Source organism: uncultured Roseibium sp., from assembly GCF_947494555.1.
Lineage (GTDB): Bacteria > Pseudomonadota > Alphaproteobacteria > Rhizobiales > Stappiaceae > Roseibium.
The window spans coordinates 179,763-193,289 of the sequence record NZ_CANLVF010000007.1 but is presented as its reverse complement, the minus strand read 5'-3'; the positions used below and the strand labels follow the sequence as shown (position 1 = coordinate 193,289).

The window sequence follows — 13,527 nt, the reverse complement described above, 5'->3', positions numbered from 1 at the left end:
GGTTTCCGCTCAAGGCATCAAACACTTCGGTCGCTAAGTTGCGAGCGCGCTTTCGGCGGTTGACCAGGGTGGCTCGGCCGGCTTGTCAAAATTACCCGCATGCACAGACATTGTTTTGAAATGTTATAAAGTAACAAATTTCTTGCGGAAGTTTTTTTTCTACGCTAACCCGAAGGCATGAACGACCTCGATTTCGGGTGAGATCGATCGTCTGAAAATCCTTACAAAGCCTGTTGGTTTGCGGAATACAGGGAAAACGACCATGTCCATTTTAGCGAGGCTTGCCCTTGCCGTTGCTTTGATTCTTGCCGGCGCATTGCCCGCCAGTGCGCAACAAGGAAGCCTTACGATCGCTTCTGGCGGACCAACCACCGAAACGCCCGATCCGCGTGCACGCTATAACGGTTGGATGTCCAACCAGACCGGCGTCACAGAAACACTGATGGGCATCGACTACGATCTGAACCTTTATCCGCGGGTTGCAGAAAACATTGAGCAGACAGCCCCGACTACCTGGCGCGTTACCCTTCGTGAAGGCGTGACGTTCCATGACGGTTCGCCTGTCACGGCACAGGCCGTCATCGACGCGATTGCGCCGATCTCGCAGGAAGATCACGGCGGTTACAATGCACGGATCGCCAGTCTTCTGGATCTGGCCGGTATGACGGCAGATGGTGACCGGGTGATTGTTTTTGAAACAAACTCGCCAAATGCGGCCTTCCCCTGGACCTTGTCTGAGCCCGGCATTGCAGTGCTCGGTCCGGCTTCAGATGCGTTCCCGATCAATGCCACCGGACCTTATGTTTTCAAGGAAGCGATCCCGGGTCAGCTCTATCGTGCAGATGCGAACCCGAATTATCGGCTCGGCGCACCCGGACTGTCGGAAGTCCGTGTCGTCGCCGCCGACGACCCCGCAACCGCTGCTCTGGCCTTTGAAGCCGGCGAAGTCGACATGGTGATCAACTATCCCGAGACCGATTTCGAACGTATCCAGAGCACAGGCGCACAAGGCTTTTCCGCGCCGACGACCCGCCTTTATTTCTATTCGGTCAATGCGGCCAATGGCCCGATGGCCAACCCCTTGATCCGGCGCGCCGTTTCGCTGGCGATCGATCGCCAGGGTGTCGTTGATGCCACTCTTGCTGGTGTCGGCGGTATTCCTGCCGGCACGATCTTCCCCGCCGGACTGGGTTGGGCAGCCGATATTGCGCCTTCCTATGACCCGGCTGCGGCAGAAAAACTGCTCGCCGAAGCGGGCGCCGTCAAAGAAGGCGGGCGCTGGATGCTCGATGGGTCTCCTTTGGAAATCGACATCGTTACCTATTCCTCGCGGGCGGCTCTTTCGCCGACAGCAGAACTGACGCAGGCATTCCTGCAGGCCATCGGTGTCACCGCAAACGTGCGCGTGGGCGAATACGGTGCCAGCAATGATGCGATCGCCGCGGGTACGGCAGATCTTTTCCTGCAAGCCTGGGTCAGCACTCCGCAGGGTGATCCGGGTGCGTTTCCCGAAGCGCTGGTAAAAACCGGCGCCGGGTCCAATGCAGGCGGTTATTCCAACCCGCGTCTGGACAAGCTGCTTGACGAAGGCCGCCTGACTTTCGACGAGGAAAAGCGCGCGTCTATCTACGACGACGTTCAAAAAGCGATTGCTGACGATGCTGCACTGATACCCGTTTTCCACGTCAGCCAGGTCAATGTCGCCCGTCCCGGTCTCAAAGGATACAAGGTGCACCCGACGGAGACTTATTGGGTAACGCATGAGATTACGCTTGAGGAATGACCCTTTCAGTCACTGGCCTGAGCGCAAGCCGCTCAGGCCGTACCATTCTGCACCCGACATCCCTGAACATTGAGACCGGTGAGAGAATTGGATTGGTCGGTGCCTCCGGTTCTGGCAAGTCCACACTTGGGAATGCTTTGGTTGATGACCTGCGTGCGAGAGGCCAAAGCGTCGCGCATGTCCCTCAAAGCCCAGACGAAGCGCTTGATCCGCTGCGCAGTCTGAACTTTCATTGGGCCGAGACAGAACGCGCTCTTGGTCTGGCGGCTGATCCTGTGCGCCGACAAGGGATATTCAAGGCGCTGCGGATCGATGGTGGTGACCTTCGCAAGCGGCCTTGGGGCTGGAGCCGCGGCATGCAGCAGCGCTTTGTCATCGCAATGGCGTTGATGGGCGCACCCGATCTTCTGGTTCTTGATGAACCGACATCCGCTCTGGATCCGGTGGTGGCCGCACGAACAATGGATTTGCTGGATGAACACCTGTCGGGCGGCAGAACCGCGATGCTGCTGATAACCCATGACCTTGGCCTCGCAGCACGCCGGGTGGATCGATTGATTGTGATGGATGACGGGAAAATCGCCGAGGACGCCCCGACGCAAACCCTGCTCAATGCCCCCCAAACGCCAGCAGCACGGTCTTTGTCCGCGCATCGAAACTGGCTGTCATTGCCATGCTGAAGCTCGAATATGTGTCCGTCACGCGCGGTAAAACCGCGACATTGCATGACGTGTCCCTGACACTTGCGCCTGCCAAAACGCTCGCCGTCGTCGGAGAAAGCGGTGCAGGGAAATCAACGCTCCTTGCCGCTGTGCTGGGTCTTGTCAGGCTTTCGAGAGGCAGCGTCACCTGGATGGACGACGCCGTTCATCGCTGCCATCCTGCGCTGGTCATGCAGGAACCGCGCGCTGCTTTCAATCCTGCGCTGAGTTTGCGCCGATCTGTTGGAGAGCCGCTCAAGGCGCGGAAGCTGACATTGGACAAGGCGCGGCTGGAAAGACTTTGCCGGGGCCTCGAACTCCCTCCGGATTTACTGGATCGCCGACCGAGCGAAGTGTCGATCGGTCAGGCGCAGCGGGTCGGGATCCTGCGTGCTCTTATTGCTGCGCCGGCCCTTGTCCTCTTTGACGAACCACTCTCCGCGCTGGATGCGGTGACGCAAAAGCATACCGCCCGCCTGATCAGTGAATTACAGGTTGAAGAGAAATTCGCGGCACTGATTGTTACACACGATCTTGGATATGCTGCTGCGCATAGCGATGAAATTGCAGTTCTTCGCAGTGGCCGCATCGAAGAAATCGCAACGGCTGAAGCCTTCATTGAACGCCCTCAGACAGACTATGGCCGGACGCTTCGCGATGCAGCCTTCTCCCTCGGTGCGCTGGAGGGTGCTGCGTGACACAAGCGTTGTTCGGACTTCTTTTGCGCGCCGCGGTCGTGCTGGCCGGGACCGCTCTGGCCACCTTTGCCTTACTCTGGAACGCGCCGGGAGATCCCGCTCTGGCGATTACGATCGCGCGTTATCATTCGGTGGTGTCGCCGGAGATCATTGACAAGATCCGGGTTGAAGCAGGGCTCAATGCTGGCTTTTGGACTGCATTCCAATCATGGATCGGCCCGATCCTGCAGGGTGATTTCGGCAATTCATCCGTGAGCGGCCGGCCCGTATTGCCTGAACTTGCTGCGGCCGCTTTTTACACTGTGCCGCTCGCACTCGCGGGTCTGGCAATCGGCCTGGTGCTTTCCATTCCCCTTGCGATCTTTGCCGCCAAGCGGCCGGGCAGCTGGATCGATCGCGGTGCAGTCGCCATCGCTTCGCTTGGCGCAGCCATACCTGCATATTGGCTGGGGCTTCTGCTTATTCTTCTTTTTGCGGTCAATCTCGCCTGGCTGCCGGCCATGGGTGCGCGCACGCCTGCCCACGCGATCCTTCCCGCCCTAACGCTCGGGCTTGGTGTGGCGGCATCTCTGACCCGGATCATCCGATCCGGCATCCTGGAGGCACGAGGGCAGCCCTTCCTGCCTGCGTTCCGGCGGCGTGGCGTTTCGGACAAAGCCATCGGCCGCGACCACATTGCACCCCATGCCGCGATCCCGGTGGTGACCGTGTTTGGCCTGGAGCTGGCCTTTCTTCTGGAAGGCGCGGTCATGGTGGAGGTGATTTTTGCGCGTCCCGGCCTTGGCAGCTTTCTTGTGAGCGCGATTGAGGCCCGTGATTTTCCCAAAGTACAGGCGGTCGTGCTTCTTGCAGCCCTGTTGTTTGTCATCGTGAACCTGCTTATCGATCTGTTTTACCGCATGATTGACCCGCGCATTGGAGAACGGGATGCGTAGCGTCATTGTCCTGATTATCTGCCTGGTCCTTCTCGCGGTTTTTGGGCCGATGCTCGCGCCTTACGATCCGACAGCGATCGACATTCCCAACCGCCTGCAGCCGCCTGGCGGTCAATGGCTTCTTGGAACGGATGCCCTTGGGCGGGATATCCTGTCGCGTCTGCTCTATGGGGCCCGCTGGTCGTTGGGTCTGGCATTTCTCGTGTCGGTGATCGGTCTTGTTGGCGGAACCCTTGTCGGTCTGACTGCCGCGCTTGGCGGCAAGACGACGGACTGGCTAATGATGCGCACGACTGACACGTTTCTCGCATTTCCCGAACTCGTCGCCGCCGTCGTGATCGCGGGTGTATTGGGGGCCGGCACGGGCAGTCTCATTTTTGCGCTGACAGTCACCGGATGGATGCGCTACGCACGCGTCGCGCGCGGCATCGGTCTGTCGCTCGAAACACGTGGCTATGTGGTGCAGGCCAAGCTTGCCGGAGTGTCCCTGCCGTCGATCGCACGCTGGCACTATCTGCCATCCCTGGTTCCCTCGCTCATGGTGGTCTGGACGGGGATGTTCGCCCGAGCCATCCTGGGTATTTCAGCCCTGGGTTTTTTGGGGTTCGGTGTGCAGCCGCCCTTGCCGGAATGGGGCACGATGCTGCTTGATGCGCGCATTCACATGCGCTCCAGCCCGCTGCAAATGATCTGGCCCGGATTGACGGTTGTCGCCTGTGTTCTTGCGATCAATCTCGCCGGTGATGCGCTCCGCGATGCGCTCGCCAGGGAGAGCGAAGCATGAGTGGAGTGGATCGTCCCGGACTTGGCATAGGGCTGCGTATTCTGTCGGGCTTTCTGGGTGCCGGCATGTTTGTCAGCGTCAAGGCTGTGAGCGAGGATGTGCCTCTCGGCGAGATCGTTTTCTTTCGGGCGTTCTTTGCACTGATACCCCTGATCATTTTCCTCTGGCTCCGAAACGAGTTTCCCCAGGGCCTGGCAACAAAAAGACCGATTGACCATCTCATACGGTCGGCTTTCGGAGCTTTGGCTCTATTCACCTCGTTTGCTGCTATCGCCAGACTGAATGTTGCGGAAGCCATTCTGATTGCGCAGCTTTCCCCCGTGCTCATGGCTGTGGCTGCCGTTTTCCTGTTGTCGGAGAAGATAACCGTCTGGCGTGTCGGGGGCGTTGGGCTGGGTTTTGCCGGCGTTGTTGTTCTGGTCTGGCCGGAATTGCATGCGGGCGCCGCGGGTGAGGGACGCCTGATGGGCTATATTCTCGGTCTGGTATCTGCTGTTCTGACCGCTCTTGCCCTTATCATGGTGCGGAGCTTGAACCGCACGGAAAGCCCCGGTGCAATTGCCCTTTACTTCGTCATTGCGTCGATGATCGGCGCATTGTTCACGCTGCCCTCGGGGTGGATCATGCCGGATGGAATGACCCTGGTCCTTCTGATCAGTGCCGGGCTGTTTGGCGGTTTCACGCATATCGCGATGACGCTTGCGTTTCGCTACGCGGAAGCTTCCCGCCTCGCGCCATTCGAGTATGTCGCGCTGCTCTGGCCGATCGCAGCCGACCTCCTGATCTTCAGGCTGCCGCTTTCCACGTCCTTTCTGCTAGCGGCTCCGCTCGTTCTCGCCGGTGCTGCGCTGGCCGCAGCAGAAGGCAGGGCCCATGCCAAGAAAGCGCGTGCAGCATCCTGACAATCCTGTCCTTCAATGCTGCACATCTCAGGGGCGGGCAGTGGCGATCAAGTTGAGATAGTCTATGCGCGTTGCTTCGTCGAAACCGGTTGGCTTATGCGGTTTCTTTCTGCTTCTCCGCGCCGAACTGCAGGCGCGCCAGTTTTGCGTAGAGTCCACCTGCTGCGCTCAATTCAGCGTGCGTGCCTGTCTCGACAATGCGCCCGTCTTCCATGACCACAATCCTGTCCGCTTTCAGGACAGTTGCCAGCCGGTGCGCAATGACAAGTGTCGTGCGGCCGGCCATCAGCCTGTCGAGGGCTTTTTGGACCAGGTTTTCGCTTTCCGCATCAAGCGCGCTGGTCGCCTCGTCGAGAAGCAGTACCGGGGCATTTCTCAGAACGGCCCGGGCAATCGCAATCCGCTGGCGCTGGCCGCCTGAAAGCGTGATCCCGCGCTCACCGACAAGTGTGTCATAGCCGTCTGTCATGTTTTCGATAAAGGGCGCTGCCAGCGCTGCCTGCGCGGCAGCGACAATTTCCTCTCGCGAGGCATCCGGGCGTCCATAGGCAATGTTCTCGGCAATCGTGGCGCCGAAAATGGCAGTATCCTGGGGAACAAGCGCAATGTGAGCGCGCAGATCCGTGGGATCGAGCTGTTTTAATTCGACACCGTTGAGGCGGATCGCGCCCGCGCTCGGATCGTAATAGCGCATCAAGAGACTGAACAGCGTTGACTTGCCGGCCCCTGACGGTCCGACTACGGCGACCGTTTCTCCGGGTGAAACCTCCAGCGAGAGGTTGCGCACGACAGGCATGTCCTTGCTGTTGCCATATGCAAAGGAGACATGCTCGTAGGAAATCGCGCCCAGATGTGTTTCCGGCAGCTTCACCGGGTTGGCGGGGGCTTTTATCTCCGGCTCGATTTCCAGGAGTTCGGACAATCGCTCGGCAGCACCGGCGGCCTGTGAGAGTTCCCCCCAGACTTCGGAGAGTGCAGCCAGAGACCCGGCGGCCAGTATGGAATAAAGCAGAAACTGGCTCAGCTCGCCGCCGGTGATCCGGCCTGCAAAGACATCGCTTGCCCCGGTCCACAAGACCGCGACGATGCTGGAGCCGATCACAAAGATCGCAAAACCGGTGAGCGCGGCCCGGGCCATGATCGCTTGCCGGGCTGCCTGAAATGCCGTTTCGACAGCAGAGCCATAGCGTTCAGCACTGCGGCCTTCGTGGGTAAAGGCTTGCAGCGTGCGCACGGAGCCTAGCATTTCGCTGGCATAAGCGGACGCATCGGCCAGGGTATCTTGAGCAAATCTGGACCTTTTGCGCACCTTACGGCCGAAACCGAGCACCGGAACGAGAATTACAGGGATAGCCGCGAGCACAAAAACGGACAGGCGCGGACTGGTGACAACCATCATGACCGCGGCACCTGCAAACATGATCAGATTGCGCATGGCCAATGACGCGCTGGAGCCAAAAGCAGCTTTTATCTGAGTCGTGTCGGCTGTCAGGCGCGAAAGGATTTCACCGGATTTGGCGCTGTCGTAAAAGGACGGGCTGAGACGCGTCATGTGGTCGAAGACGTCGGAGCGGACCTCCGCCACAACGCGTTCACCCAACCACATCACAAGAAAATAGCGGATGGAACTCGCCATCGCCAAGGCACAGACGACGCCGATCAGAACCGCGAAGTAGGAATTTACGAGCGCCGGATCATCGGCGCCGAAGCCGTAGTCGATCATTCGGCGAACTGCTGCGGGCAGCACGAGCGTAATGACGGCAGCTGAAAAAAGCGCTGCAACGGCTGCCAGAACCATTCCCCGGTGCTTCAAAAGGTACGGCAAAAGGCGCGTTAGCGGTTTCAATGATCTGCGGGATCGATCTTCGCCGCTCTTAAGGTCTGGTGCAGGGGCGTTCGCCAAATGGGCTCTCCTTCAAATCCGGTTCTTTGCGCCCGGTACGTGTCGTCTTTATCATGTTCCGGCGTCGGTACAATGCCTCGACCCCGCTGGCCGTTTGAATGTGATGTGACAGAAAAACGCGCGCAATTCCTTGATCAATGCCAAAAGCGTATAGCAGGAAATTGCCCCTTGTCTTGACTGCTGCCTTGGGGTATATCCCCGCTTCATGTTTCTGAGGGCGGCGTCCGCATCCGGATCGGCGGCCCTTTATCTCGTTTTGCGCCCCAAGCCACGCGTTCGGCAAAGGTCTTGGGCGGCGCCTGAAAGGACCGGTCATGAAAGCGGATATTCATCCCGACTATCACACCATTAAGGTCGTCATGACCGATGGTACCGAATTCACCACCCGCTCTACATATGGTGCGGAAGGCGACACTTTGCAGTTGGACATCGACCCGACGTCCCACCCGGCCTGGACCGGCGGTGACCGTCAGCTGATGGACCGCGGCGGCCGCGTGTCCCGCTTCAAAAACAAGTTCGCAGGTTTCCTCGGCTCCTAATCGCCGCGAAATTCTCGACATTGAAAACCCGGCCAATGGCCGGGTTTTTTGTTGCACACATTTCGCGTTCCGTCTGGCAGTCACAAGTGGGACGATCGATCTGGTTTGCGATCGTATATTCAGTTGCCTGTGACAGTCTTTACCCACTTTCCTATGGTGTCGAGTGCCGTCGGATCTATCGTAGTCGGAATACGGACATATTCCGACACCCTGCCGGTTTCCGTCGGCTGCAGAAGGTGATTCAGTCCCGCCAGCACAAGTGTCTTGGACTTGGGGTGCCGCAACATCTTTTCCATCACCGGCGCATTTATCCGGGGCGAGACCTGCAGATCATGTTCGCCAAAAACGGCAAGCACAGGCACATTGAGGGTTTCCAAATAGGGGCCGGGGTCGTGACGTACATAGGCTTTCGCCCACGGCGTCGACCATAGCTCGACATTTTCCTTGATCTGGCTGCGATTTGCACCGGCCCGCTTGAAGATGAGGGACAGTTCCCCGCGAATGTCCTGCCTGGTTTTTGCCGATCGAAGCAAGGACACCACCTCGTCGACCGCACGAAGTTGCCGATCAATCTCGCTTTCCGGAACACCCTCCGCCCTGGCAATGTCGGCAACCTGTGTCGCCATGACATCGGGAAGCAATCGAAGCGCGGGCGCTGCGAGAAAAATGTGGAAGTCTGCCGAACTTTGCTTATGCGCAATCGGCGCAAGATATCCACCCTCCGAATGTCCGATGTATCCTGTCTTGCTGCCGGCAACACGCGGATGCAGTTTCAAAAACCGCATGGCAGCGGCGGCGTCGGCCGCAAGTTCTGACGGTGTGACTGAGGCAAAATCGCCGGTGCTTTTGCCGACGCCGCGATCATCATATCTGAGAACCGCCAAGCCTTGCTTTGTAAGGAAGTCGGACAGAACCAGAAACGGTTTGTGGCCTGCGACTTCCTCATTTTTGTTCTGCGGTCCCGATCCCGTAATGAGAACAACGCCGGGAACGCGCGCGCTCCCGCTTGGAACCGTCAGCTCCGCGTCGAGGGTCACACCCGGACTACCGCCCGGCAATCTGTGATGTTCAACGACGTAGTCCCGGTCACTCGGAGTTTGCGGGCGTTCGGTCAGACCGAACGCTGCGAGATAGCCTGCAAACGTTGCTGCAATGACGTCGAGCTTCATCACGTGTCCTGACGCTGTGGTGTCTGTTCGAGGGTTTCGGCCTGGTTGTTTGCTCTCTTTTCCTTGCGCCAGCCCGGCGGCATGACGATTGTCGCCAGCCGGGATTTCAGTGGTCCGGGCCGAAGCACATCCTTCAAGAGAAGCGCTGTCTCGCGAAAGTTGATGATGAAGGGGTTCGACGACCTCACCGGTTCGGTTATCCCGTACAGAACCTTCTCGGTTTCCGGTTCATACGTGCCGAACAACCTGTCCCAGACGATCAGGATGCCGCCGTAATTCTTGTCCAGATAGATCGGATTCCTGCCATGGTGTACGCGATGGTTGGAGGGTGTGTTCAAAACCCCGTCGAGAAAACCGAGTTTTCCGAGCTTTTCAGTGTGGATCCAGGATTGGTAAGCGATCACGACGGCGAGGGCGGCGATCACCTGGGCAGGGTCGAAGCCCAGCACCACCATCGGAACGAAGAAAATCCAGGTAAACAGCGCTTCGATCCAGGCCAGGCGCAATGCTGTGCTGAAATTGAATTCCGGCGAAGAGTGATGAACGCTGTGATACGTCCAAAGCAGGCGGACACGGTGTTCGCACCTGTGCATCCAGTAGTATGTCAGGTCCGCCAAAAGGACCGCGAGCAGCCAGGACCACCAAGACAGCGGTATGGTCGCAACCGCTAGATATTCCGCCGCGAAGATCCCGACAACAAAGATCGCGCCGAATGCAAGCCGTTCCAGAACATTGTTGACGATTGAAATGAGAATATTCGCGCCGGTTTCCCGAAGAGATTTCCGGTAGCCGGAAAACAGATCCCAAGCCGTTTCGGAAACCAGCAGCAGCAGGAAGACAAGACCCACCATCTCAACACCTGCGAACACGGGGTCCGCCAGTGACAAACGCGATTCTATATTGTCGAACATCACATACTCCATTAGAACGAACGTTCGTTCAGTTAACTAATATCACGCTGGTCGAATTGCAAGTCGGGTCAAAACCTGAAATGAGAAACATTCACTAACGTGGCAGGGAATCCTGAACGGACAAGAAAAGCAGATGGCGGAAAACAGACCAGAGAAGTACACGCGCGCGGACAAGACCGCACAGCGCCGCCAGCTGATCGTTGAGGCAGCGGCGACGCTCTTTATTCTCAAGGGATTTCATCAAACGGGTATGCGCGACATCGCGGGCGAGGCCGGTATCAGTCTTGGAAATCTCTATAATCACTTCAAAGGCAAACACGAGATTATCGCGGCGATCGCTGAAATCGAGGCCTCAGAGATGGAGCCGCTGCTCAATCTGCTTGAATCCGCGCCGGTTCAAGGCAGCGCTGCGCTTATTGAGTTTGCCCAGGCCTATTATGCAATCTGTTCGTCACCTGAAAATGCGGCGCTCAGTGCCGAAATCGTCGCTGAGATCTTCCGAAACCCGGAGGCCGGCGGCACGTTCCTGAGCACAAGGTCACGCCTGATCGGGGCGCTTGAACGGCACATTCCCGATATCTATTCAAGCCGGAAGGCGACTGCGGGCCTTGTGCTTGATCTTATCGAAAGAGCGGGTCAAAGCGCTGTCGGAACAAGTGCGGCGTCTCAAAAGGAGATTAGAACGTCCCTGCTGGAGATATTGACCCGCGTGATTGAGCCGTCCTGAAATCTGCTGGCGGTTGAACGGCTGGGACCCTGAACATGATGTCCGCGCGGTCCGGCCGGCGTGAAAAAAAAGCCGCCAAATGGCGGCTTTTCATTGAAGCGGATTGGGCGTCTGGTCAGCCGAGTTTGGCGAAGGCTGCATGAAGCTGGTTCAGTTGCGATGCGACCGGATTGTCGTTGATCGCTTCTTCTTTGTGGTTCTCTTCGACGCCCTTGCGATAAAGCATCTTGTCGAGATGGACGACGCGTTCCTGAAGACGGGTGGAGCGTTCGATCAGGTCGCGCAGTGTTTGCGGCAGGTCTTCCCAGGCCGGGCCGCCGGTGGCGCTGCTCAGCTTATCGAGGCGGACCTTGTTTTTCTCGCTGCCTGCCTGCTCGCGGGACATTTCGCCTTCATTGACGGCGCGCTGAAGGAGGAGCCACGATGCAAGCTGCATCAGGCGTGTTGTCAGCCGCATGGATTCTGTCGCGTAGGCGAGTGAAGCTGGGCGCGGCAGCTGCTTGGCTTCTTCGCGGCCTTCTCCATCCAGATACATGGCGGTTTCTTCAACGAGAGACATGCCTTCCTGAAACAGGTTCTGGAAGTTGTCCGAGTTGGCTAGGTGATGCGCAATGTGTACCGCACTTGCAGGACCACCGGCTTTTTTCATGTCTTCCGTCATAGGATTCTACGCCTCAACTACTCTTCCGGTTCGCCGCGCCTTTGTTCTGTTGTCCCGGCCCGAAACACCCCAAAGAAGGATGTTCCGTTTCGAAACGCTGCGCGCTTTCATGCCAACAAAGGAGCAAGCGCCGTGCCAAACTCGTTCCTGACGGCGATTAACCAGAACGCTCACACGATACTATGGGGAGGAGACAAAAAAAAGAGCCGCACGGTAGCGGCTCTGAGTCTTTAACAGGGAGGCGTCAAACAGAGTGGACAGGAGCCACTCAAATCCAGATGACTGGATGGGTTTATTTATACTTTGGAAAGATTAATGAGAGGTAAACGTGTAAAAATTTACCTACCTGATTTACCGTGTAATCGGTAAATACCTGAGTTTATTTCAAAATATTGTCACAATTTACATGGAGTTCACCGGAAAACCGAGTTTGCGGCATCGCGAATAGTGCTGCGTTGTTCCAGCTCCTGCTGCGTACGGTTAATTTCGGCCTCCAGGGCTGAAATGCGTTCGGTAAGATCTTCCTCCGACAAACTTGAAAGTTCTTCCCCTACGGTAATTTTTCCTGTCTCCAACTTTTTGGGGACATCTTCGTCAAAAAGGCTCATTGTCTGGCTCCCTGAAGCGTGGCACTCACATTCCCGCGAACTGTTTGCGTGTTGATCTTTCCTTTCGACACACTCTTCTCAAGTTTACCATAAGACAGTCTCGGATCGACCCACCAGTCCCAAAATGAACCAGAGGAATGGCCCATATGCAAAATTTGCCGGACACCATGACCGCAATTGCGATTAGCGAGCCTGGAGGACCGGAGGTGCTTGTTGCCGAAGAGCGGCCGCTGCCGGTTCCGGGCCCGCATGAGATCCTGATCCGGGTTGAGGCCGCCGGCGTCAATCGTCCGGACGTTCTTCAACGAAAAGGGGCTTACCCGCCCCCGAAGGGTGCGTCTGACCTGCCGGGTCTCGAGGTCGCCGGTGAGATCGTTGTTTGTGGTGATGAGGTCAAGCGCTACAAGGTTGGTGACAAGGTAACGGCGCTCGCCCCCGGGGGAGGCTATGCCGGCTATTGCAAGGTTTCCGCCGGTCATGCATTGCCGATTCCAGCAGGTTTGTCGATGATCGAGGCTGCAGCTCTGCCCGAGACCTTTTTCACGGTATGGACCAATGTCTTTGACCGCTGCGCCCTTGCCGCCGGAGAACGGTTTCTCGTTCATGGCGGGACGTCGGGAATAGGTACCACCGCGATCCAGCTTGCGAAGGCCTTCGGTGCGGAAGTGTTCACCACGGTCGGTTCCGAAGACAAGGCCGACGCCGTTCGAAATCTGGGAGCGGATCATGTGATCAACTACCGCACGGATGCCTTTGAGAAAGTCATTCACGAAATTACCGGCGGTGAAGGTGTCAACGTGATCCTCGACATGGTCGGTGGTGACTATGTCGAACGGAACTGGAAGGCGGCGGCGGTCGAGGGGCGGGTCTGCCAGATTGCCACGCTGAACGGCGTTGCGGAAAACGCCAATTTTTCACGCCTGATGGTCAAGCGGCTGACGCATACCGGGTCGACGCTGCGCCCGCGCAGCGATGCCTTCAAAACCGCGATTGCTGAAAACCTGGAAGCGAAGGTCTGGCCGCTGATCGAGTCGGGAAAAGTGAAGCCGGTTATGGATTCGACCTTTCCGCTTGCACAGGCCGCCGAGGCCCACCGGCGGATGGAAAGCTCTGGACACATTGGCAAAATCGTCCTGACCGCAAGTAGCTGAACAAGGCACTTAAAGCGAGGAAACGCAGATTGAATGACAGCATTTGCGTTTCCGC

At 57.7% G+C, this 13,527-nt stretch carries 14 protein-coding genes; 9 read left to right on the top strand and 5 right to left on the bottom strand.

Annotation, left to right across the window (positions count from 1 at the left end; all coding sequences use genetic code 11):
- Nucleotides 1-262 precede the first annotated feature (262 nt).
- The 6 genes from Q0915_RS28205 to Q0915_RS28180 are packed head-to-tail and all read left to right on the top strand — an operon-like array spanning nt 263 to nt 5,803.
- The gene (locus Q0915_RS28205; RefSeq protein ID WP_299482874.1) at nt 263-1,783 is read left to right on the top strand and encodes an ABC transporter substrate-binding protein; all 1,521 of its coding nucleotides are present in this window, start codon (nt 263-265) and stop codon (nt 1,781-1,783) included.
- Nucleotides 1,780-2,463 carry an ATP-binding cassette domain-containing protein gene (locus Q0915_RS28200; protein WP_299482877.1) on the top strand — a complete coding sequence of 228 codons (684 nt, stop codon included), beginning with the start codon at nt 1,780-1,782 and terminating at the stop codon, nt 2,461-2,463. Before Q0915_RS28205 ends, Q0915_RS28200 begins: the two co-directional genes overlap by 4 nt.
- Nucleotides 2,457-3,182, top strand: coding sequence for an ATP-binding cassette domain-containing protein (locus Q0915_RS28195; protein ID WP_299482880.1), 726 nt, complete (start codon nt 2,457-2,459; stop codon nt 3,180-3,182). The genes Q0915_RS28200 and Q0915_RS28195 overlap by 7 nt, the downstream gene beginning before the upstream one ends.
- A complete protein-coding gene (locus Q0915_RS28190) occupies nt 3,179-4,117 on the top strand; it encodes an ABC transporter permease (protein WP_299482883.1) in 939 nt (312 codons plus the stop codon). The genes Q0915_RS28195 and Q0915_RS28190 overlap by 4 nt, the downstream gene beginning before the upstream one ends.
- Nucleotides 4,110-4,901 carry an ABC transporter permease gene (locus Q0915_RS28185; RefSeq protein ID WP_299482886.1) on the top strand — a complete coding sequence of 264 codons (792 nt, stop codon included), beginning with the start codon at nt 4,110-4,112 and terminating at the stop codon, nt 4,899-4,901. The genes Q0915_RS28190 and Q0915_RS28185 overlap by 8 nt, the downstream gene beginning before the upstream one ends.
- Nucleotides 4,898-5,803: a DMT family transporter gene (locus Q0915_RS28180; protein WP_299482889.1), complete on the top strand. Its 906-nt coding sequence runs from the start codon at nt 4,898-4,900 to the stop codon at nt 5,801-5,803. Before Q0915_RS28185 ends, Q0915_RS28180 begins: the two co-directional genes overlap by 4 nt.
- A 94-nt stretch (nt 5,804-5,897) precedes the next feature.
- Here the strand turns inward: Q0915_RS28180 and Q0915_RS28175 are convergent, their stop codons facing one another.
- Nucleotides 5,898-7,706, bottom strand: a complete 1,809-nt coding sequence (locus Q0915_RS28175; RefSeq protein ID WP_299482892.1) for an ABC transporter transmembrane domain-containing protein — start codon at nt 7,704-7,706, stop codon at nt 5,898-5,900.
- 314 nt (nt 7,707-8,020) lie between these two features.
- On the opposite strand from Q0915_RS28175, the gene rpmE reads away from it, so the two are divergent.
- The gene (gene rpmE / locus Q0915_RS28170; RefSeq protein WP_008196026.1) at nt 8,021-8,245 is read left to right on the top strand and encodes a 50S ribosomal protein L31; all 225 of its coding nucleotides are present in this window, start codon (nt 8,021-8,023) and stop codon (nt 8,243-8,245) included.
- A gap of 119 nt (nt 8,246-8,364) precedes the next feature.
- On the opposite strand, the gene Q0915_RS28165 is transcribed toward rpmE, so the two are convergent.
- Together Q0915_RS28165 and Q0915_RS28160 are read right to left on the bottom strand one after the other, a co-directional pair.
- The gene (locus Q0915_RS28165) at nt 8,365-9,414 is read right to left on the bottom strand and encodes an alpha/beta hydrolase (protein WP_299482899.1); all 1,050 of its coding nucleotides are present in this window, start codon (nt 9,412-9,414) and stop codon (nt 8,365-8,367) included.
- On the bottom strand, nt 9,414-10,325 hold the full coding sequence (locus Q0915_RS28160; RefSeq protein ID WP_299482902.1) for a sterol desaturase family protein: 912 nt from the start codon (nt 10,323-10,325) through the stop codon (nt 9,414-9,416). The genes Q0915_RS28165 and Q0915_RS28160 overlap by 1 nt, the downstream gene beginning before the upstream one ends.
- 133 nt (nt 10,326-10,458) lie before the next feature.
- Between Q0915_RS28160 and Q0915_RS28155 the strand changes: the two genes are divergently transcribed.
- The gene (locus tag Q0915_RS28155; RefSeq protein WP_299482905.1) at nt 10,459-11,052 is read left to right on the top strand and encodes a helix-turn-helix domain-containing protein; all 594 of its coding nucleotides are present in this window, start codon (nt 10,459-10,461) and stop codon (nt 11,050-11,052) included.
- Between the two features lie 115 nt (nt 11,053-11,167).
- On the opposite strand, the gene Q0915_RS28150 is transcribed toward Q0915_RS28155, so the two are convergent.
- Both Q0915_RS28150 and Q0915_RS28145 read right to left on the bottom strand, forming a co-directional pair.
- Complete coding sequence (locus Q0915_RS28150) at nt 11,168-11,713, bottom strand: DUF1465 family protein (RefSeq protein WP_299482908.1); 546 nt, start codon at nt 11,711-11,713, stop codon at nt 11,168-11,170.
- 413 nt (nt 11,714-12,126) lie between these two features.
- Nucleotides 12,127-12,321: a DUF1192 domain-containing protein gene (locus Q0915_RS28145; RefSeq protein ID WP_299482910.1), complete on the bottom strand. Its 195-nt coding sequence runs from the start codon at nt 12,319-12,321 to the stop codon at nt 12,127-12,129.
- A gap of 137 nt (nt 12,322-12,458) precedes the next feature.
- Here Q0915_RS28145 and Q0915_RS28140 point away from each other — a divergent pair, with 137 nt between their 5' ends.
- A complete protein-coding gene (locus Q0915_RS28140; RefSeq protein WP_299482913.1) occupies nt 12,459-13,472 on the top strand; it encodes an NAD(P)H-quinone oxidoreductase in 1,014 nt (337 codons plus the stop codon).
- The last annotated feature ends 55 nt before the right edge of the window (nt 13,473-13,527 follow it).

Coding starts and splice junctions, on each gene's coding strand:
- Q0915_RS28180 (WP_299482889.1), top strand. CDS start 4,898: ATGAGTGGAGTGGATCGTCCCGGACTTGGCATAGGGCTGCGTATTCTG.
- Q0915_RS28195 (WP_299482880.1), top strand. CDS start 2,457: ATGCTGAAGCTCGAATATGTGTCCGTCACGCGCGGTAAAACCGCGACA.
- Q0915_RS28155 (WP_299482905.1), top strand. CDS start 10,459: ATGGCGGAAAACAGACCAGAGAAGTACACGCGCGCGGACAAGACCGCA.
- Q0915_RS28205 (WP_299482874.1), top strand. CDS start 263: ATGTCCATTTTAGCGAGGCTTGCCCTTGCCGTTGCTTTGATTCTTGCC.
- Q0915_RS28185 (WP_299482886.1), top strand. CDS start 4,110: ATGCGTAGCGTCATTGTCCTGATTATCTGCCTGGTCCTTCTCGCGGTT.
- Q0915_RS28160 (WP_299482902.1), bottom strand. CDS start 10,325: ATGTTCGACAATATAGAATCGCGTTTGTCACTGGCGGACCCCGTGTTC.
- Q0915_RS28165 (WP_299482899.1), bottom strand. CDS start 9,414: ATGAAGCTCGACGTCATTGCAGCAACGTTTGCAGGCTATCTCGCAGCG.
- Q0915_RS28150 (WP_299482908.1), bottom strand. CDS start 11,713: ATGACGGAAGACATGAAAAAAGCCGGTGGTCCTGCAAGTGCGGTACAC.
- Q0915_RS28140 (WP_299482913.1), top strand. CDS start 12,459: ATGGCCCATATGCAAAATTTGCCGGACACCATGACCGCAATTGCGATT.
- rpmE (WP_008196026.1), top strand. CDS start 8,021: ATGAAAGCGGATATTCATCCCGACTATCACACCATTAAGGTCGTCATG.
- Q0915_RS28200 (WP_299482877.1), top strand. CDS start 1,780: ATGACCCTTTCAGTCACTGGCCTGAGCGCAAGCCGCTCAGGCCGTACC.
- Q0915_RS28145 (WP_299482910.1), bottom strand. CDS start 12,321: ATGAGCCTTTTTGACGAAGATGTCCCCAAAAAGTTGGAGACAGGAAAA.